Below are 22,087 nucleotides of genomic sequence, written 5' to 3'. Positions count from 1 at the left end.
GTAATTTATAAAGCGAAATCACTCATAATTGCTTACTTTTATGCTTAAAATTAGTTTTCCAAAAACAAGTTGACGCAACATTTATGCAGGATGATAAATTTTACGATAAAATAAGCGATACACTGGCTTACTTTGAGGTTGAAAACCGTTTGCCGTACTATGTCTCTTCCGGTAAAAAACAATTGGATTATCCTCAGAAACCTTTTCGGATGGATTATTATTCCTTGTGTATTTGTCTGCAAGGAGATGTTACTATTGTAATTGACGGGCAACAGCATTATATTCGTCAGTATAGTTTATTATTGGCAAGGCCGGCAACAATTATTGCTTTTCAGAATAACAGCGAAGACTTTCGGGTAAAATTGCTTTTTTTTGAAAAAGAGTTTCTTCTCAAAAATATATCCGATCCTTTTATCATCGAACGACTTACATTTTTTAAGGATAAGTCTTATGAGATCATGTGTCTTAAGGAACAAGAAGCTAAAAAGCTGCTTAAACTGATGCAATATCTTGAAAACAAAATTAATGCAAATCTCAAATTTAAGGATGAAATTATCAGGACAATAATATTCAACCTGCTTTTAGAAACTGCTGAATTTTTACCTGAGGAAAAACCCGATAACGCTTTGATTTTAAATAATCCAAAAGAAATATACTTTCAGTTTCTTCATCTGGTCATGAATAATATAAGCCAGCACAAAGGCGTAAATTATTATGCACAAAAATTGCATATCTCCAATAAATATCTGATTCATGTTGTAAAAAAAGCCGTAGACAAAACACCTCATCAGATCATTGATGCTCATTTGCTCAAAGAAGCTGTTGTTTTATTAGGAAATCCTGCGATCAATATCAGTGATATTGCTTATCGATTGCGTTTTAATTCCGTTTCTGCATTTGGACGTTTTTTTAAGAAACATGCTTCTATTTCTCCCACAGATTATCGTCGACTGCAAAATCTCTCGCATTAATTTTATTAAAAAATTCTAATAAAAGTTTCCTATCTCTTATTTCAATTAGATTATGAAAGAACAACTTAATGAAATCATCAGGCAAGTTTATAATAAAAAAAACAGAAATCTTTTTACATTTTTAACTGGTGCCGGAATTTCAGCAGAAAGCGGTATACCAACTTACAGGGGAATAGATGGAATATGGATAAAAGGGACGAAATTTCATAAACCGGAGGAATTTGGAACGTTTAAATATTTTAAGGAGAATCCTGAAGAAGTGTGGCAATATTCATTATTTAGAAAAAAAATGTTTGAGAATGCCCAAACAAATGAAAGTCACCATGAAATAGTAGAAATTGAAAACCTTTTGCAGGACAGGTTTCATTTAATAACTCAAAATATAGACAATCTGCACAGACGTTCCGGTATAAAAACAATTTATGAAATACATGGGAACAACAGAGAAATCAAATGTTCAAATGGCTGTAAAGGAATTGAAAATCTTCCCGATGAAATTGAAGGAAAAGACATTGACGAAGATTTAACAGAGAAAGATATAGAATTACTAAAATGCAAAGAATGCGGAAGCTGGATGCGACCAAATATTTTATGGTTTGATGAGTATTATGATGAAAAAACAAATAAAAAATTTAGTTCCTTAAAAATAGCCAAAAACTCAGGTATTCTTTTTATTGTTGGAACATCTGGAGCAACGAATTTACCAATGGCAATTGCAGAAAGTACCTTGAGATATGGAGGAACCATTGTTGACATTAACACAGAAGATAATTTATTTACAGAACTTGTTAAAGACAAGAAAAATAAAATTATAGTTAGAGAAACTTCGACTCAGGCCTTAAAAACAATACGAGAGATATTGCAAACTATAATTGCAGAGTAAAAAAATCTATTTGTTATCTGCAGATAAGTTAAGCTGTATTTACAACTAAGACTTTACGCTAACAAAAAAAGCCTGAACTATGTCAGGCTTTCAATTATAAACGATACGATTACTGTTTTATTTGGTATACTTTTTTCTCAGAATATTTATTTCCTTTGGTCCAATTCCCATTTCCTGCTGTAAAAAATTATCGATGCTTCCGTATTTTGTTTTAAGACCTGCGAAAAAAGAACGGATGAGTTCTGGTTTTAGTGCCATTTCATTTTCTATCTGTGCTTCTGTCAGACCGCTCATTTTGGCAAGCGGTGCCATCATGCCTTTATTCATTTTCTTAAGATATACATTAGAGGCCACATAATCTTCTTCGATCATTTTCTCAGGAACATTCAAAGTATAAAGAAATAGTGCTGTCGCCATACCTGTACGATCGCGTCCGCCGGTGCAATGGTACATAACAGCCTCTTTTGTATCTGTGGTCAATAGTTTTATAAATAACGGACGGAATCTGTCACCGCTGTATTTTACAGCATCTGTTCCGTAAAATTTTTCCAGAAAACCTCCTTCTTTCAAAAGCTTCACCATTTGCGCCGGATTTGGGATACTGTCGCTTCCGGCAGGACTAAGTGTATAATCTGTGTTTTGAGGCAGACGGTCCGGAGCAGCTTTTGATTCGGCCACACCTCTAAAATCAACTACAGTATGAATTCCTTTCTTATCCAGCAGCGCTACATCTTCATTGGTCAGTTTATCAATTCCGGCACTTCGGTATACTTTTCCCCATACCACTTCTTTTCCGTCTGTAGTTTTATATCCGCCTACATCTCTGAAATTTAAGGCTCCTTTTAGCGGAACTAATCTTTTGATACTGTCTGTAAGCTGAGCGCTTGCTAATGTTTGCACCAACAGGGCAATTGCAATGATTGTTTTTTTCATTTTATATTGAATTAATTTATTTGTTTTTAAAATATGTCATAACGTACTCCTGCCTGACCCCGGCTTCCGTACCATTCCTGTGAAGTAATACGGCGTTTATCACCTCCCATATACATTTTGACCGGAGAGTCACTAAGATTGTTTAGTTCAATAAATACTTTAAACCTTTTGTTGATGTTTACTGTTGCAGAAGCATCTATCGTAAAATTAGAATCTGTCCAGATGTAATAATCCGGTCCTAATTGCTGGTTTATAGTCTCTACAGAATTTCCGCGGTAATTACCAGCGATGCGAATCATTACGCCATTGCGTTCGTAGAAAAGAATAGCATTAAATAAATTTTTAGATTGATTGGGCAATCCTGTTTTATCCTGGTAAACAACGTTTCCGTTTACACGCGGCACTTCTGTTTTAGAATTGATAAAAGTGTAATTAAATTCTACTCCAAAACCACTCCAGAAACCGTTTAGGAAATCAAATCTTTTATTGATTCCCGCTTCAAATCCGTACAAAGATGCCTTGTTTAGGTTTTTTGCCTGAGTCACTAAATAATCACTGCCGTCAATGTTCTGCATACTCACATCGGTAAACACCACATCGCTGATGTTTTTATAAAAAGCACCTCCCGACAGAATCCCTACATTATCAAAATAATATTCTCCCATAAGATCAAAATTGTTGCTGAAAGTAGGTTTCAGATCAGGATTTCCCTGAGTAATTGTCATAGGAGATGCCGTTGTATTAGTGGAACTTCCCGGTGTCATATCTCCAAAATTCGGACGGACAAAGGTGCGGGTATATGCAGCACGAAGATTTGATTTCTCGGTTAATTTGTATTTTAAATGCAGCATCGGAAGAAACGAGTTGTAATTATTTTCTACCACAGACGGGCTAAGAGTGATTACAGCCGGAGTTCCTTCTGTAGTGGCTTTTGTACCATTTAAGGTCATAGAAGTATGTTCGTTACGTAAACCTGCGACTATTTTTAAGTTATCTGTAGCATCGATTTCTGCCATTGCATAACCTGCAATTACATTTTCGTCGCCAGTATAAAAAGAAGTTGCATTTGTTTTGGATGTAAAATCCATAAATCCGTTAGCGGTTTGAAAAGCCTGTCCATACATATTGAACAACTGATCCTTAGTTAATGGATTTACGATGAACTGGCTGAAATCACCATTCATGTTTCCAAAAAACTTGCTTCCGCTTGGGAAACTTGTAGTCTGCAGGGAAGATAGTGCCACTAAAGGAGGTGAATTAGGAATTCCCACAGCTGCTCCCGGCAGATAAACAAAATTAGATCCGTAAGTGTTGGTTCTGTCTTTGTGACGGTATTTTGCACCAAACTTCAGGTTTACCCTGGAACTGGCTTCGACCTTTAGGTTCACTTGTGCAATCTGATCTCTTTCACTATTATCAAGCTGCGCAATTACCAATTGGTTCAGCAGTAATTTATCAGCACTCATTACCTCATTTGGATTGGCAAGACCAGTTTCAAAATGATCTACGGTACCGCCAACTCCGTTTGGAGAATCAAAACCCCAATAACGTTTACCATCGCTGGAAAGATCATTGAAACCTCCTGTTATTTTTTGTCTGAAAGTCGCAATCGGAAGCCCTTTGTTGCCGGAAGTGGGAGGCGTATCCAAATAATATTCTGATTTATGATTGCTGTAACTCCAGTCTAATTTAAACTTTTGGTTCATCTGATGTTCACCGCCAATTTCAAAACCATTTAAGGCAGTTTGATAATGAGAATATCTGTAATTGTACTGAAAACGGGAATTGGTGTAATCAATATACGATTCATACACAGGACGGATATCATCGAATTTATTCGCCATTCCTCTAAAGAATATTTTATCAGACGGCGTAATTTTATATTCTGCACCCACATTTAAACCTTTAGTTTCGCGTTCTCCCATATAACGTTTAAAAAGCACGGTATTAAGTGATCTTTTCTGCTCGACCACAGCAGCACCGGTATTGTAAGTAGCCGCAAATTCATCTGATCCCCATTGTCTGCTCCAGATGGCTCCGGAAACAATTACGCCAAGCTTATTATTAAAAAATCGATCCCCGTAAGTTATAGATCCGTTATATGTACCGTTTTGGCTGAAGGTATTGTAACCTCCGGCAGCACTAACATTCAGTACACGCTTGGTAGGAGCCGTACGGGTTATAAAATTGATAGATCCGCCAATAGCATCTCCTTCCATATCCGGAGTGATAGCTTTTGCCACTTGTACGTATTGAATCATTTCAGACGGGACAGCATCGAGAACTGAGGAACGATTTCCCATTACATTAGAACTTGGAAGACGATTTCCGTTAAAAAGGGTAGAAGTCCAGGCAAAAGGAGTTCCTCTTACGGTAGCCTGATCTGCTTCACCATGATAACGGGCAACGGCCACACCCTGCATACGCTGAACAGCTTCGGCAGCATTACGATCCGGAAGTTTTCCTATGGCATCTGCAGCCATCACATCCATAATAGCAAGCGAATTTTTCTTGATGCTGTACGCTTTAGCCTGAGAGGGTGCCATTGTACCTTTTACAACTATCTCTTTCAGGGAACTTGAACCGTCTGGTGACATCTGGATCAGACCAAGATCATTTATTCCTTTCACAAGCGTTACCGTAATTGATTTTGTTTCAAAACCAAGATAACTAATTTCGATAGTCACTTCTCCTTCAGTTGGCGCTGTAAGGGTAAAGGAACCCTGCAAATCTGAAATCGCGGAGTTATTAAAGGTCTTGCCGGTAATATTGGCAGTGGGCAAAGTCCCTGCATCGCTGTTAACAATTCCTTTGATGGTTTGCGCATCACTTGATACAATAGAGCCGATCGTGAAGACGGCAGTGAAAAGTATTTTTTTAAATATCTTTTCCTTTTTAAATAAAGATTTTAAAATAATTTTAGGTGTCATGTTTTGTTGTTTTGATGCAAAGATTGCTTCGTTTTAAACTATCAAACGACTTTGTTGAACCAGAACTACTTTAGAAAGGTGTCAATCTTTTGGGGATTCAATAAGTGTTTAATTTTTAATGACTTATGTTTTGTTATTAAATTGTTATGAATCAATTTTTTCGCAATTATGAAACATTAAATTAACAGCCTCAGGGTACATTAGCACAAAGATTTTAAGATGAAATATATTATTGCCATTGGAATATTTCAGGCGCTCTTAGCCGCGGTATTACTTTTAAGAAGCAGGTACCGAAAAAACGCAGATGATTTATTAATATCATTAGTAATATGCATTGGATTGCATCTTTCTATAAAGTTTTTCATTTTTACTTTTGTAGAAGATCAGCAAGTGCTTACCATGATGAATACTTTTATTGGGTTCTGCTATATTCCCTTGTTGTATCTCTATACTTTAAAAACAATTCGTCCGGAATTTATAAGCGCTTCAAAATGGTACGTTTTTATTCCGTTTATTATTGGCGCGATAGGTTATTTTTCTACAGTCTGCGTGTTATCAGCAACATCGCCAAAAGCCTATTTGATTTTATATTGGTACAATACAATCAGTCTTTATACGCTGCTTCCGCTGGATATTATTTTTTCCTGTGGTATAATTTATTTGGCGATCAATAAACTGCCAGGAAACAGTCAGGAGAAAAAACTGATCATTCAGCTCGCGTCGCTTTTTTTATGTATCGGAATATTAGGTGTGTCGTTTACGATATTCAGCTCTTATATTTTCGAATTAAATTATGTCAGCCGATCTATTATTTATGCACTTCTTATTGTAATCACGGTTCGAATAATTACTTATAAAAACGGTGCATTGGCAGACTCCATTTCGAACACGGGTAATGAATTCCTTTTGTTTGCAGATCATTATACAGCAGCTTCAGGAACGGATGATAAAACCACTTCAGAAGTGGCAATTGAACCTTTAATGGATTGTTTAGATGAAAAGGCATTAGTCTTTGAAAAAGAACTATTAATCACTCAAAAACGTAAAGAGATTTTAAGCCAAAGTGAAATGTTCAAAATAGTGCTGAAACTAGAAAATGCGATGCAAAAAGAACGGTATTTTATGGATAATGAATTGACTCTTGATAAACTGGCAAAACTTACGGGTGCGAATAAATACCACATAAGCGAAACGTTGAACCATTTCGTTAATAAACCATTTTACACTTTTGTAAATGAATACAGGATTGAATATGTAAAAGAAAAACTGAAGAGTTTGTCAGAAGAAAACAACACGATTAATATTCTTGAACTGGCTTTTGAATCCGGTTTTAATTCTAAATCATCATTCAATCGGTATTTTAAAGATATTACCACTTATACGCCCAGAGAGTATTTAAACCTGATTTCTAAAGAGGCTGTAGTTTTGTAAATAATAGTCATTGGAAGTATCAATACGATCAAAACAGGAGAGTATTGCTTTTTAAATAAAACGTAATAAGAAAAGAGAATTTTTAAGATTATGATGTAGAGACAAATAGTATGAATCAATTTTAAACACGAATTTCACCAATTAACACGAATTAAGATTTGTGCAAATTAGTAAAATTCGCGTTTGTTTTGTACGTATGCCATACGACAGACTGTTTATTGGCACTGAAAACGGAGACTTAGTAATGCCATCTCACAAAAGCTTCCATAGCCGCATAACGGGACAAGCCTAATTGGTTGTACAGTTCAGCAGTTTCGCTGTTTCGGTCTTCGGCTCTTTGCCAAAATTCCCTTGCATCAGTTCCCTGAAAAACAACACCATCTTTTTGAGATTGATGTTTGAAGATTCCGTGGCGTTTTTCCAAAACCTGATCCGGGCTCATAGGTACTGCCATTTCTACTTCGTCAATTCCCCATTCCTGCCACGCGCCGCGGTACAGCCAAACCCAGCAGTCGTTCATAAAAGGTTTCGGTTTTAGTATTTTTACAGCTTCAAAAATGGCGTCCAGACACACTTTGTGCGTACCGTGCGGATCGGCCAGATCTCCTGCTGCATAGATTTGATGAGGTTGTATTTTTTTTATCAATTCGATAGTCAGCTGAATGTCCTGTACTCCTAAAGGTTTTTTCTCGATTGCTCCCGTTTCATAAAAAGGCAATTCCATAAAGTGAATCTGCTCGTCCGGCAAACCAACAAAATGACTTGTAGCGCGGGCTTCTCCTTTTCGAATCAATCCTTTTAGATAGCGAACCTCCGGAATATCAATTTCGCTGGCTTTTTTATTCTTTAAAAAACGTACTGCTTTTTTGTAAATATTCTCGGCTTCAGGGCTTTTTATCCCAAACTTATCATTGTAATCAATCACAAAACTGGCAAATCGCAAGGCTTCGTCGTCTGCAACGGCAATATTTCCTGAAGTTTGGTACGCGACATGCACTTCATGACCTTGTTGCTGCAAACGCATAAAGGTACCTCCCATACTGATAATATCATCATCAGGATGCGGACTGAAAATAAGTACACGTTTTTTGGCCGGTTCTGCTCTTTCCGGACGATTGCTGTCGTCAGCATTTGGTTTTCCTCCAGGCCAGCCCGTAATGGTATTTTGCAGTTTATTGAATATTTTGATGTTGATATCGTAAGCCGGACCGGAATCAGCCAATAAATCGCTCATTCCGTTTTCGATATAATCTGCATCAGTAAGCATTAAAATGGGCTTTTTTAAGTCTAAAGCCAATCCCAAAACGGCTTTTCGGGTCAATTTATCGGTCCATACGATTTTTTCTACCAGCCAAGGTCTGTTGATTCTGGTTAGTTTTGAAGAAGCTTCTTTATCCAAAACAAAAACAGCATTGTTGTGTTCCTGTAAAAACGAAGCCGGAATTTGATTGGTTACTTCTCCTTCAGCCGATTTTTTGATGATGTTTGATTTTCCTTCACCCCAGGCCATCAGAATAACCTGTTTGGCTTCCATAATCTTTTTAACACCAAGCGTAATGGCTGTTCTTGGCGTATTGCTCAAACCAGAAAAATCGCCGCTTGCCGCCACTCTCGTAATATGATCTAAAGCAACTAACCTGGTTTTTGAATTTTGAAGCGAACCGGATTCGTTAAAACCAATATGTCCGTTTCCTCCAATTCCCAGAATCTGTAAATCGATGCCGCCCAAAGCTTCGATTTTTGCTTCGTAATCGTGACAATAGTCTGCAATTTCTTCTTTGGATAAAGTTCCATCCGGAATATGATAATTTTCCGGTAAAATATCAACCTGATCCAATAACAGTTCTTTCATAAATCGAACGTAACTGTTGATAGAATCCGGTTCCATCGGGTAATATTCGTCTAAGTTGAACGTAATTACATTTTTGAAACTTAATCCTTCTTCTTTATGCAAACGAACCAGTTCAGCATACAATCCTTTTGGAGAAGAACCTGTCGCCAAACCTAAAATGCAAGGCTTGTTTTCTTTTTGTTTTGATTGTATAAGTGCTGCTATTTCCTGAGCAACGGCTTTAGAAGCTTCAGTAGAATTTTCGAAAACAACAGTATTAATGTTTTCAAATCGTTTCTCGAATCCTGTTGCTTTATCGAGGGTACTTTTTATCATTTTGAATTTAATTTTAGCTTTGTTTTTTTAACACATGGAGACATCGTTTTCTATGCGTTTATTTTTGCCCGCTGATTTAAACAGGTTTATTTTCTGTTATTTGTTTCATTTTTTTCTCGCAGATTCTGCAGATTTGGGAGATTTGTTATTTTTTAATCTTCGTTAGATGGTTTTCCAATCGTAGCCAGAATTCCTCCGTCAACATAAACAATATGACCGTTTACAAAATCACTTGCTTTAGAGCTTAAAAATATAGCAGCTCCTTGCAAATCATCCGGATCTCCCCAACGTCCTGCAGGTGTTCTGCCCATAATAAACTCATTAAACGGATGTCCGTTTACACGAATAGGAGCGGTTTGGCTTGTTGCAAAATAACCGGGGCCGATTCCGTTGATCTGAATGTTAAATTTTGCCCATTCTGTTGCCATGTTTTTGGTCAGCATTTTTAATCCGCCTTTTGCAGAGGCATAAGCACTTACAGAATCTCTTCCCAATTCGCTCATCATCGAGCACATATTGATGATTTTTCCTGCTCTGCGTTCGATCATTCCTTTAGCCACATTTTTTGATACGATAAAAGGGCCTGTCAGATCGACTTTTATTACCGCTTCAAAATCGGCAACTTCCATTTCGATAATCGGCGTTCTTTTGATGATTCCGGCATTATTAATTAAAATATCTATTGGACCAACTTCCTTTTCTATTTTATTGATTGCGGCGATTACAGCGGTTTCATCTGTTACATCAAACAAATAGCCGTATGCTTCGATTCCTTCAGCTTTGTATTCAGCAATGGCATTATCGACCGCTTCCTGCGACGAGTGGTCGTTGACTACAATTTTTGCCCCCGCATGCCCAAGTCCTTTGGCCATAGCCATTCCAAGACCGTGAACTCCTCCTGTAATCAGCGCTGTTTTTCCTGTTAGATCAAATAAGTTAATTGACATTTTTTTTAAGTTTTTGGTTATTAGTAATCTTGTTTTTTTTTGATGATGTGTTAAAGAAATTATACGCAGCTTTTTATTTCACGCTTACAATCAAAGGATTTTGAATTTCCTGATTGAAATGATCTAAATAATCCTGCCATTGTTTTGAGTTGGTTATCTGACCCGCTTTGTCCCACGCAGCACCGGAATAATACACGATAGGTTCGTTATTTCTAACCGAAGTTCTGGTTAATAACTGCTCTTTATTCACCCACATTTTTTCAGCCGGAGTGCTTAATATTGTACCAACAGCTGTAGTTCCGTCTTTCTCAAAAGTGGGTTCCCAATAACTCATGATTCCTTGTTGTTCGTTTAGGCCTATTACACCTGCTTTTTCGCGTCGGATAATTCCAACTACAACAGGCATAGGTTTAGTATCGTTGAATGTATAGACGGTTTCAATTCGGTTGAGTTGAGAACCGGCATCCAGCGAAATGGTTTTTACGGCAGTTACTTTTATGCTGCCTGCATTCCAGCTGTCATATAATAACTGGAAAGTAGATCTCAACGGACCATTATCCAGTACTTTCCAATGGTGATAATTTCCGGAATAACGAATGGTGTCGTTTACGTATGGCGCCATGTTTCCTGCGCCTAAAGTATATCCCACATGATAGTAATCTAATCCGTCGCCATGATCGATATGATAGTCGTTTCTTTTGTAGCGGTCATTTAAGACTAATTTATTGGTTCTTTTTACCCAGACATCGTAGCCATAAGCATCGCCTTCTGTTTTTTCTAAGGCTTTTCCGTAAGCACGAAAAGCGATTTTGTCATTTTCCCAAGCAAAATCATCCAGACGCTCCGGTACATAACGCGCATATGTTTTTGCAGCAAATACTTCAGGCTTTCCTTTTTGTATTGAAAGAATAATAGACGATTTTGCTTTAATATCAACTTGTACCAATAGATTCTGAATAGCAGCTTTTCCTTTATGCTCTAACTGAAACGGAATTTGTTTTTTTGTATTTGGATTAACCACCACAAAGTTCGCCGTATCAATTTGTGGATAGGAGGAAAGTACGGTTGCCCATTTAATAGCAATCAAAGTTTCTTTTCTGTTTAAAGTTGAATTATTCTGAATGGTAACAGTGGCTTTTGATTGTGCCATAAGGGTCAAAGGCAAAATAAGTGCTAGTGTAAAGAAGGTTTTTATTATTTTCATAAGAGTTATTTTGTGTAATTATTTGCTGTTTTTAAATTAAAATAGGTTTGATAATTTCGTTCCGAAAAGACATAGTTTGGGCTTCCCGATTTCTAAATGTATTTACCATTTAGACGAGATCATCATTTTTGAAATTAAAATTCGGAAGTGATTTTAGGCTTTGTGAAGCCCTTGGTTTAGCTGATTTTCATTAAGAAGAACGATTGTAGATTTTCATTGTATAGTTGTTTGTGTGTTTCAGTTATTCTTTTGTGTTTTCCAGTTTTGCCAAATATTCGCTTGGCATACAGCCGTAATGTTGTTTGAATGCGGTAGAAAAATAAGATGGTGAATTAAAACCGCACATATACGTGATTTGCGCAATAGTGTAGCGTTTGCTCTGCATGAGTTCAACTGCTTTTTTAAATCGGATTCGTTTGATGAAATCCATTGCAGATTCGCCTGTTATAGCTTTTAACTTCAAGTAAAGGTTTGATCTGCTCATGCCTATTTTTTTGCTGAATTGGTCTACCGAAAATTCAGAATCGGCAAGATGATCTTCGACAATCTGAATGGCTTGTTTTAAAAATTCTTCATCAAGTGTATTAAAAGCAATATTCTCAGGAACCATTTCTTTTCCAACCGAATAATATTCTTTTAAACGTTTACGGGAACGCAGCAAATTTGTGATTTTTGCAGCCAATAAAGGTGTCGAAAATGGTTTTGTGATATAATCGTCGGCACCCATTTCTAATCCTTTAAGCTGTTGGCTGGTTTCGTTTCTGGCTGTTAAAAGCATCAGCGGAATGTGTGAGGTATTGATGTTTTGTTTTACCTTTTTACAAAAATGCAGACCGTCGAGTTCCGGCATCATAACGTCGCTGATAATAAGGTCAAACGGCTGGATTTCTAAAAGGTCTAAGGCCATCTGACCGTCATAAGCCACGGTAACATCATATACTTTACTGAAATAATCCTGCAAATAATCTAAAATCTCTTTGTTGTCATCAACAATTAAAAGTTTTATGGGCTGATCTCTTTCAGTTACTTCATTTTCTTCCGGCAATAAAGAATCGTCTGTTTCCAGTTCATTATCAGATATGATCGACAAGTTATAAGCTGACACTTCAATTTGCTGATCATTTTTATAAACCTGATCTGAAGTTGGAATTGTTACTGTAAAAATACTTCCTTCCTGCATGGTACTTTCGGCAGTAATTTCGCCATGATGCAATTCGACCAAACGTTTCGTAAAGGCCAATCCTACACCGGAGCCCAAATTCATTTCGCGATTGTTGACCTGGTAAAAACGATCAAAAACTTTAGACAAATCTTCTTCGCTAATTCCAACTCCCGTGTCGGCGACCTTTATTTGTACAGTATCATTTTTCTTTTCTAATTCGACATGAATACTTTGTCCTGCTTTGGTGTATTTAAAGGCGTTGGATAAAAGATTAAACAAAATCTTTTCCATGGCATCTTTATCAAAATAAAACAGCAGCTGTGGTTCTTCTGAATGATAGGTGTAATGAATGCTGTTTTTCTCTGAAAGCGGCTTGAAGGATTCAAAAATTTCCTGTGTAAAACTAACAATGTCGGCTTTGCCTACTTTAAGCTGTCGTGTTCCCATTTCGGTTTTTCTGAACTCAAAAAGCTGATCGACTAAATTGTAAAGTCGTTTTGCATTAATAAACATTAATTCGTGTTTCTTTTTGGAAATTTTATCTGCAAAAGGCATTTTTAATAATTCTTCTAAAGGAGCTAAAATCAAGGTTAAAGGGGTTCTTAATTCATGTGATACATTAGTAAAGAAATCCATTTTTACCTGATTGATATAATTTACTTTTTCTTTATCAATCCTTTCCAGTTTTAATTGCTGAACGGCTCTTATTCGTCCTTTTATAATTTCAAAACCAATGTATATCGCTACGCTAACGATTGTAAGTAACAGAAAAGAAAACCATAATGTTTTGTACCAGGGCGGCAGAATCACAATTTTGAGATTACGAACAGCGCTCATTTCCCCATTTGGACCAATAGCCTTAATTTGAAAGTTATATTTTCCGGCTGGCAAATTGCTGTAACTCACTTTGAGTTCATCAGTACGCTGCCAGTCTTTATCTATTCCTTCTAACTTATAATAATAGTACGTTCGGTTTGAGGAAATATAATTGAATGTATTAAAAAAGATACTGAATTGTTTGTATTCCGGCCCAATCTCCAGTTCGTTTGTCTGATCGATATGTTCTTCGAGAATACCGGTTTCATCATCGACGGCAACATTTTTATTTAAAACTTCTAATCCTGTAAAACTTAGTTTTAGAGGAAGCGGCTGTTGTTTGATCATCGACGGATAGAAATACGAAATCCCCTTAATACCGCCAAATAGCAGCATACCGTCTTTTGCTTTAAGGAAAGCATAATCGTTAAATTGCTTGTTTTGTAAACCGTCACTTTCGTCAAACGTCTGAACAGAACCTTTGTCCGAATTGAATTTGATTAAGCCGCTGTTGGTCGAAATCCACAGATTGCCATCATCATCCGGAATTATTCCGTAGATGGTTTCTTTAACGAAATCTTTTCCTGCTTTAAAACTAATAAAAGATTCCTGAGCTTCATCATACAATCGCAAACCTTCTCTGGTACCAATCCAGATCCTGTGTTTTTGATCTTCGGTAATGCAGTTTACAATATCGTCGCTTAATTTTCCGTGTCCGATGTTTCCAAATAACTGCGTATCCGGATAAAAAAGCGTTACGCCGTTTGTGGTTCCAATCCAGATTCTATGTTTACTGTCTTCAAACAAAAAAGTGATATCGTCTGAAGTCAGGCGTTTTCCGGCCTTGTCTAAATGTATGTGTGTAAACGTTTTGGTTTCGGGATGAAACTGATCCAATCCTGATCTGGTTCCTACCCAGATACGTCCCTTGGAATCTTTTAATAAACTGTAAACCAAATCTCCGGCAATCGTGTTGGGATTGTTTTCATCATGTCTAAAACGCTGTACAGAACCGCCGTTAGGGTTTAGTAGATTCAATCCGCCGTTGTGCGTACCAATAAGAACATTGCCGTTATCGTCAAATTCTATTGCTTTGATGTTGTTAGAACTTAAACTATTCGGATTGTTTTCGCTGTTGGAATAATAGCTAATTGTATTGGCGTTTTTATTCCAGTAGTTGATGCCTTTATCGTTGCTTCCAATCCAGAAATTGCCTTTAGCATCTTGTTTGATGACACCAATGACCTCATCATTTAAAGAAGGTTTTCCTGAGTTTTGACTTAACAGATTAAACTTGATATCGTTTTTATGATAATAATTCAAACCGCCATAATAGGTTCCCAACCAAATTCCGTTTTGTTTGTCCCTAAAAAAACAGCGCACCGAGTTTTGACTAATGGTATAAGGCTGCGAGATTTGATGGTGGTAGTTACTAAATGAATCATTGTCCGGGTTAAAAATAGTCAATCCCTTAAAGGTTCCCATCCAGATATTTCCTTCCGTATCTTTTCCAACACATCTGATGTTATTATCGGCAATGCTATTGGTTCCGGCGTTATGAAGCAGGGAAGAAGTCTGTCCGTTTTCGGCATTATATTTTATTACGCCTTCACCTTCTGTAGCCACCCATAATTTTTTTCCGTCAATGTAAACATCATTGATATAAGGGGTTTTTCCGCCTAAATCTATTTTTATTAGTTGATGTGTATTGGGTTTTAGTTTAAAAAGACCAACATCAGTACCCAAAAGAATATGCTTTTGCCAAACTCCGATATAGGCAATTTTTTTAATTTCATGTGAAGAAGCATTGAACTTAATGGTTGTGAATTTTTGAGCTTCAGGAGCTAAAACAAAGACTTCGCCGGTAATCGAAGTAGCCCAGATCTGATGCTGATGGTCTTCTGTGATCGACGAGATGTACCATTCGCCAATGCTTCGCGGAAGCTGATAATTGGTAAAACTGTCTGTGTTGTAATTGTAAACGCTGATACCCTGATTGCCGCCAACCCACAATTGCCCTTTATGATCGGTAAACAAGCTTCGGATGTAATAGGATTGTAAGCTTGTTTTAACATTTTTTACAGGGCGATATACTTTAAAACCTTTACTGTCATAGCGATTTAGTCCGTCCTGAGTTCCAATCCAGATAAAACCGAGCGTATCTTGCTGAATGGCAAAAACGGAACTTTGCGACAAGCCTTTATCGACCGAAATAGTACGGAAATATCGGTCCTGAACTTGCGCTTGGCTTTTGGCCGCGAAAAGAAGAATGCACAAAAGGGCAACGACAGCAATCTTTTTTTTCATGAAATTGGTATTATAATTATTTTTTGTATGCTTTACTGCTTTTTTTTTTAACACATAGGAACATAGCTTTTTGGTCACTAAAAAAAGACGTTTCACTTATTTTAAACCCGCGTAAGTAACTATGTGAAGGAAATGTATTTCTTTTAAGTATCCTTTTTATCGTATATAATAATCTATGTTTTTATGTGTTTAATTTTTACTACGAATTATTATTCATTCTTTTTTTTGAAATAATAGAAATTCACCTCTAATTTATAGAAAAACTAAACATCTTATTCTTTTTAATTTTTATCGTATTGGGCAACATCCGGTAATTCATCTACGGCTTCTTGTTTATTAACTTTATTATCATCAATTTCTAATACAACCGAACTTCCTGTAATTTTAGGAGTATATGCTTTTCCTTCAAATTGAATTGGCAGATTTCCGTAGCTAAATAGTGATTTTGCCGTTTTGCCCGAAACTTGTAATGCAGCAGGTTTTTCTCCGTCTAATTGCACCTGAATATTCCAGTCTCCAACTTGTAAGTTTGATAAACCGCTGTTGTTTGAGATGGTTTTAATCACTTCTGTTTTGCCGTCTTTAATTTGTATAATGGTTAAAAACCTGAATTTTTGTTTGGATTCAGAAGTAATTCCGGCGTGCCATTGATCTTTAAAATCTTTGATCTGACCTTCATCATTGGTGACTTTATTCCAGTTAACGGCAGCTTCGTAAAATTTGTTATGTACTGCCATTTTTAAAGGAGAATTTGCAAATACACTTGCATTGACATTTCCTAAATCTGTTTTTACAATGAAGTTTTGCTGTTTGGCATTCGCCGAATTTTCTCCTTCGATGGTATAGTACGGACAGTGAAACTGCGTGGTCCATTTTACAGGACTTTTGGCTTCTAATTCGTCGTACAATACAATATATCCGCCTTGTAATTGCAGCATATGTCTGCGGTACAAAGTTACGCCTGATTCCCCGTAACCGTTAGCTTTGCCTGGTACCACATTGATTTGTTTGAATCTGCCGAGCCAAAAATCACTTTTTATTTCGCCGTAAGCATTACTGGCATCGCCCAAAGCATATTGAATGTGTTTTCCTGAAATAGCTCTCGGAATCCATCCGTAACCTTCTTCACCCAGTTTCTGATTCAGACTATCTGCCAAAATGGTATTGTAGGCTTTTGAAGTTCTGTAATACAAAAGGTTGTGTTTGTCGCTAAAATTACTGTAATACCCAGTTCCGCCAAAGATTACTTTTCCTTTGTAATTGATGGTAAAAGCATTCTGAGAAGCGTGTCCGTGTCCCGAAGAACCAAACGGACTGCTAAACAAATAACTGCTTAATGTTTTATTGGCATGAGCTAAATCTTCATGCATGGCAACGACACCAACATCGCCAAATTTGCGTGTTTTAGGCAGGTCAGCAGGGGAAGCTGCCGGTAAATTTCTGTTAGGCTTATAGCTTAATAATCTAAAGAATAAGAAATCATCTGTACCGTGATAATAGCTTGGATAATCTCTTTTTATTTCGCCAACATACCAGTTTAAATACGGATTATTCATTTTATAAGTTAAGGCATCTGCAAACCAGGCTTCGCCTTTTACGATATAAGGAATGTTTTCCCACATGTCGCCAATTGCTGTACTTGCAGCGCCATTTGGATGTGTATATAACATATAATACGGAAGATTTTCCATCCATGGTAATTTAAAATAATCAACACCGCTAAAATCTCCGAACATTTGAGATAAGTAAATAATCGACTTAAAGTTGACTCTGAAATAACCATTTCCTTCGTGCCAGCCGCCATCTGTAGTACCCAGTACCGGAAAACGTGCTGACCAGACTTCATACATATAGGTAAGCCATTCTTTGGCTTCAGGAACATCATTGATTACGGCAACCGTGGCAATGGCTAAATTGCGTAAGGTAATTTGCCAAACGTGATTGTCACTTACATGCAGCTCAAAACGGTTAGGCAAATGATTGTAAACTCTTCTTGCTCTTATAGTAATGATGTTTTTGAATGTTTCTTTTTCCGCTGGCGTTAAAAAATCATATCCTGTATCGTAGAACCATCCTAGTGCTTCCAGTACTGCACCGCTTGTAAAATCATCGCCTGTTGCTAATCCGTCAGGATTCATGTTGGCGATATTCAGGGCTCTTCTCTTTGCATCAAGAATAAAACGTTTGTCTTTAGTCAGTTGATAAGCAATGCATAAATTACGAACCGGATTCCCAACAGCATCACCAAAGCCGTGGTACATTCTTTCTACAATAATCTTTTTCTCTAATTTGGTTTTGCCTGTTGTATCAATTACTCTTTGTGGTTTTTCTGTTGGAAGTGGTGCCAGCATTAGTTTTTCCGCGAAAGCGATGAACTTTTTAGCTTCGGGATTTTCCAGATTGTTTTTATAGAAATCCTCACCGATTCGGTTCATATCCCATAAAAGCGGATGCGAGCCTTCGTTTCGTTTCAGAACTGTACTTATTGGGGGAGATACTTTTTGATCAGCGTATTTTGCATCAATTACAAAATCGTAAACAGGCGACCATGTCCATTGGTTGCTGCCTTTTAAAGCATAACCATATTTCCAGTACCATTTTCCGGATTTTAATGCCTGATGCAGAGGATAAACGGCCCAACGCTGTTCAGAACTAGTAAGCAAATCTTTGTTGAAGTTTTTATCGCTGGACAACATTACTTTGTAGCGTATATTGCCAATATTTGGATCTTCGGGAATGTCACTGCCGCTTTCCATTGGTTTCACCATTTCTTTGCCGTTGGTTGCAGGCCAAAGCAGGGCAGGAGCGTTGGTAGGAACTGTGATTCCGTTTACCGGATAGGGCCATTCACGTACTCTTGAATGCAGTTTTTCTGCCGTTAACTTTATCATTGCAGGTTGCTGCTGAGCGAAGACAGAAAGTACCAAAAAGGATAGTAGTACTGTATATGTTTTTTTCATAAAAGTTATTTTTTAATAAAATTATAATCCTGACACAAAAGAATCTCCATTTGTTTTGCACCATTGTTTTAAATAACGGCGCATGGCAATGAGTTCTTTTTTATAGGTTTTATTTACTGCCAGATTGGTGATTTCGCCCGGATCTGTCGAGAGATTGAAAAGCTGTTCTTTCAGATCGCCTTTGTTGTACACAATATATTTATAATCTTTAGTAATTACAGCTCGTCCGCTAATGTTTAGAAGCTCTTCGTTATCTGCAAAATCAGTTTCGATGACTAAAGTATCACGTAGTTTAAGGGCTGGATTTTCTATTTTTTTACTGATGTCAATTCCTTTTAAGTAAGCTGGTTTTGTAATTCCGGTAAATCCGCAGATTGTTGGCATAATATCTATTCCATTGCAAACTAACTGATCATCTGTACGTGGTTTCCATTGGCCTATTTTCGAAATGATGAAAGGTATTTTAGCTGATTCTTCGTATAAAATCTGTTTCTGGTTCCAGCTGTGACCTGCATATCCGTCACCGTGATCGGCCGTAAAAATAATGATGGTATTCTTTTCGATATTGTATTTTTTTAAAGAAGCCAAAACCATTTCGATATAACTGTCTGCTTTTTCTACCAGACGATTGTACGCCCAACGGTATTGACGCCATTGATCGGGAGTCCAATTGACAGTGGGATAGGTTCTGAAACTTACTTTTTGCTGATCACGGACAATTTTGGGTTCGTTTTCCGGTATTTTCCAGTTGGCTGGCAAAGGCGGACATTGATCTGCCGGTGGTGCATTTTCCAGAACATCCATTTTCAGATCTTCTCCGCGTGCCCATTCACAAATGTCATGCGGATTTAAAAATGAAGCAACCAATAAAAATGGTGTGTTTTTATTCTCTTTGATAAAACGGGCACAGAACGAAGGTGTTGCCGCATCATTGTAATCCTGGAAATTGGTGTTTTCGATATAATCAAAACCATGCTGGCTTTTTTTGGAAGTAGGAACAGGTAAGTGCCATTTGCCGACATAACCGGTTTTGTAACCTCCGTTCTGGAAAATTTTCCCCATCATTAATAAATCATCCGGCCATTGGCCGTCTTTCTCGGGAGCGTTTCCGATAAAGCCATTTTCAAAAGGCATTTTCCCGCTCATTATAGCAGAACGTGATGGGGAACATAAGGGCTGTGCGCAGTAGGCTTTGGTAAACCGAACTCCGTTTTGCGCCAATTTATCCATTGCGGGTGTATGCAAATATTTGTTTCCGGCAATACTCATGGCATCAGCAGTTTGCTGGTCGGTCATGATAATCAGAATATTGGGGCGTTCAGCGGTTTGGGCATTACTTAAAAATGGAATATTCAATACCATGAAAAGCCATATAAAAAATATGTTTTTTTGAAACATCATATCGACCTGGTTTAATAGATTGTTTTTTGGTTTTTACACTGTTAAATGCAAAACGAATGTAGTAATCTATGTTCTAATAAGGTTTTGAATTTGTGTAAAATGATATTAATTTTAGCTAAAAGCTTTAAAAATAAGGTGTTCTTGAAATTCGTAACGGGCTTAACCGCAAAGTCCGCAAAGGTTTACGCAAAGTTCGCAAAGTTTTTTTTAATCTCGCAAAGACGCGAAGGCGCAAAGTTAGTTTCCTGCAGATTTTGCAGATTTTTTCAAAGCAGCAAATTTATAATTCGTTTAGATTTGTGAAATTTGTGGGGAAAAAAAAAGAATAATCACGCAAAGATGCAAAGGCGCAAAGTTTTATTTTGCATACCTGTAGCTTTAACCGAGGGAATTTAGATTTAAATAGAAAAAGACTTTTGCCAAACCGAATAGTTTAGCTAAAGCCTTTTCTGAAATTAAACCTTGCGTCTTTGCAATATTACATTTGAAGAAAGCCTTTATTATACTGCGTATTCCGTTTTCTTGAATTTCTGGAAAGCATTAGCACAAGCGCCTAATAAACCGGCTTTATTGCCTAGCGTGGCGGCTACGATTTCTGTATTGGAGAAAGAAACCGGAATTGCAGTCTCTTTTACTCTTTGGGTTAATTCATCAATATAAAACTGACCTGCTTCGCTGATTCCGCCGCCAATGATTACTTTTTGGGGACTGAATATGTTTACACAATTCACGATTCCGCCAGCCAGATAATCAAAATGGTGCTGCATGGTTTTGATGGCGTGATCTTCGCCGGCAAGATATTTTTCGATGATCGTTTTGCCGTCTATATTGTCTTCTGCTGATGTATTTTGAGATTTATAATACTTGATTAGAGCAGTGACAGAAGCATAGGATTCTAAACAGCCGCGTCCGCCACAGGCACATTGTATTCCGTTTTGCTGAATCACGGTGTGCCCTAATTCTGCTCCACGGTTTTTGTAACCTCCAAAAAGTTTTTTATCGATCATGATAGCACCGCCAATTCCGGTACCAATGGTGAGAAAAATAGCATCATCGCTGTCTTTTGCTGCACCATACATTACTTCGGCAAGTCCCATTAAGTTGGCGTCATTGTCAATTACGATATTGTGACCGGTTAAGTCATTTAGAATTTTCCCTAAAGGCAATTGTTCAAAACCGGGTAAGTTAACTCCGCCTCCCACAATTACGTCATTTTCTATCAGACCGGGAAAACCAATTCCGATACCTGTTATAGGTTCACCCAATTGATCCGTACATTGTGTAATGGCATTGACAATCAGGTTTATAATTTCTTCTTCTGTTTTTGCTTCGCTAAGGGAAACTAAAAACGAAAAAAGGATTTCTCCAAGTTCATTTACAACACCACATTTAAGTGAAGTACCACCTATATCTATCCCTATTGCGTATGATTGTGGTGTATCGTTTATGATATTCATAATGCTAATTTTATTATTATTTTATCTTCTCCTGTAAACAATTAATGCAGAACGGCAAGTTCTGCATTAATGTCCAAAAATCGATTAATTTTCTAAAAAAAATGAGGGCGTATTTTAAGAGTATCCCTATTATGATTTAGGTTTATTTACAGATTTCGCAAAGTCCCTCCAAATCTGAAATTGTTCCGGAGTTAAAATTTCTTTTTCTTTTGTGGTTATGTCTTTTTTCCAGACTTCCAGTTTTTCTTGTCTCTGGTCATAAAAAAGTGCAGGATCGTCTTTAATTGCTTTTTGACCTTTTCCGTTTTCTGCAATTAAATCGTGCATTTTTTGCCTGTTTACTTTGCTCAGTTTCATGACTGTAAAAACAGAATCTCTTAATACTTTCATGTCTTTAGGTTTGTTTTGTGCAAACGTAACCGAAACTATAAGGATGAAACTGAATGTTAATACTATCTTTTTCATAATTACTTTAAATTTATAAAATGAATATTTTTATTAAACACATAGAAACTAAG

At 37.0% G+C, this 22,087-nt stretch carries 13 protein-coding genes; 3 read left to right on the top strand and 10 right to left on the bottom strand.

Going from position 1 to position 22,087, the window contains the following annotated elements; genetic code table 11:
* Positions 1-83 precede the first annotated feature (83 nt).
* Positions 84-971, top strand: coding sequence for a helix-turn-helix domain-containing protein (locus B0A67_RS00965; protein ID WP_072953689.1), 888 nt, complete (start codon positions 84-86; stop codon positions 969-971).
* A 52-nt stretch (positions 972-1,023) separates the two neighbouring features.
* Positions 1,024-1,854, top strand: coding sequence for an SIR2 family NAD-dependent protein deacylase (locus B0A67_RS00960; RefSeq protein WP_072953687.1), 831 nt, complete (start codon positions 1,024-1,026; stop codon positions 1,852-1,854).
* A 117-nt stretch (positions 1,855-1,971) separates the two neighbouring features.
* On the opposite strand, the gene B0A67_RS00955 is transcribed toward B0A67_RS00960, so the two are convergent.
* Together B0A67_RS00955 and B0A67_RS00950 are read right to left on the bottom strand one after the other, a co-directional pair.
* A complete protein-coding gene (locus tag B0A67_RS00955) occupies positions 1,972-2,787 on the bottom strand; it encodes a tyrosine-protein phosphatase (protein ID WP_072953685.1) in 816 nt (271 codons plus the stop codon).
* Positions 2,788-2,813: 26 nt separating this feature from the next.
* Positions 2,814-5,717: a TonB-dependent receptor gene (locus tag B0A67_RS00950; RefSeq protein ID WP_084074403.1), complete on the bottom strand. Its 2,904-nt coding sequence runs from the start codon at positions 5,715-5,717 to the stop codon at positions 2,814-2,816.
* A gap of 219 nt (positions 5,718-5,936) precedes the next feature.
* Here B0A67_RS00950 and B0A67_RS00945 point away from each other — a divergent pair, with 219 nt between their 5' ends.
* The gene (locus tag B0A67_RS00945; protein ID WP_072953681.1) at positions 5,937-7,148 is read left to right on the top strand and encodes a helix-turn-helix domain-containing protein; all 1,212 of its coding nucleotides are present in this window, start codon (positions 5,937-5,939) and stop codon (positions 7,146-7,148) included.
* Positions 7,149-7,386: 238 nt separating this feature from the next.
* Here B0A67_RS00945 and nagB read toward each other — a convergent pair whose 3' ends face one another.
* The 8 genes from nagB to B0A67_RS00905 form a co-directional block, all read right to left on the bottom strand.
* Positions 7,387-9,327 (bottom strand): glucosamine-6-phosphate deaminase, encoded by a 1,941-nt coding sequence (gene nagB, locus B0A67_RS00940; RefSeq protein WP_317044061.1) that lies wholly within the window; start codon positions 9,325-9,327, stop codon positions 7,387-7,389.
* Between the two features lie 140 nt (positions 9,328-9,467).
* Positions 9,468-10,262, bottom strand: coding sequence for a gluconate 5-dehydrogenase (locus B0A67_RS00935; RefSeq protein ID WP_072953676.1), 795 nt, complete (start codon positions 10,260-10,262; stop codon positions 9,468-9,470).
* Positions 10,263-10,335: 73 nt separating this feature from the next.
* A complete protein-coding gene (locus B0A67_RS00930) occupies positions 10,336-11,466 on the bottom strand; it encodes a DUF4861 family protein (protein ID WP_089069491.1) in 1,131 nt (376 codons plus the stop codon).
* A gap of 241 nt (positions 11,467-11,707) precedes the next feature.
* Positions 11,708-15,751: a hybrid sensor histidine kinase/response regulator transcription factor gene (locus tag B0A67_RS00925; protein ID WP_072954224.1), complete on the bottom strand. Its 4,044-nt coding sequence runs from the start codon at positions 15,749-15,751 to the stop codon at positions 11,708-11,710.
* A gap of 281 nt (positions 15,752-16,032) precedes the next feature.
* Entirely contained in the window at positions 16,033-18,711 is a 2,679-nt protein-coding gene (locus tag B0A67_RS00920; protein ID WP_072953674.1) for a DUF4962 domain-containing protein, read from the bottom strand.
* Positions 18,712-18,732: 21 nt separating this feature from the next.
* Positions 18,733-20,112, bottom strand: coding sequence for a sulfatase family protein (locus B0A67_RS00915; RefSeq protein WP_072953672.1), 1,380 nt, complete (start codon positions 20,110-20,112; stop codon positions 18,733-18,735).
* 500 nt (positions 20,113-20,612) lie between these two features.
* Positions 20,613-21,569: an ROK family protein gene (locus tag B0A67_RS00910; RefSeq protein ID WP_072953670.1), complete on the bottom strand. Its 957-nt coding sequence runs from the start codon at positions 21,567-21,569 to the stop codon at positions 20,613-20,615.
* A 129-nt stretch (positions 21,570-21,698) separates the two neighbouring features.
* Positions 21,699-22,034 (bottom strand): hypothetical protein, encoded by a 336-nt coding sequence (locus B0A67_RS00905; protein WP_072953668.1) that lies wholly within the window; start codon positions 22,032-22,034, stop codon positions 21,699-21,701.
* Positions 22,035-22,087: the final 53 nt, after the last annotated feature.

This window comes from Flavobacterium aquidurense (assembly GCF_002217195.1).
Lineage (GTDB): Bacteria > Bacteroidota > Bacteroidia > Flavobacteriales > Flavobacteriaceae > Flavobacterium > Flavobacterium frigidimaris.
Note: the sequence above shows the minus strand (reverse complement) of the source record. Positions and strands in the feature narration are given on the sequence as shown.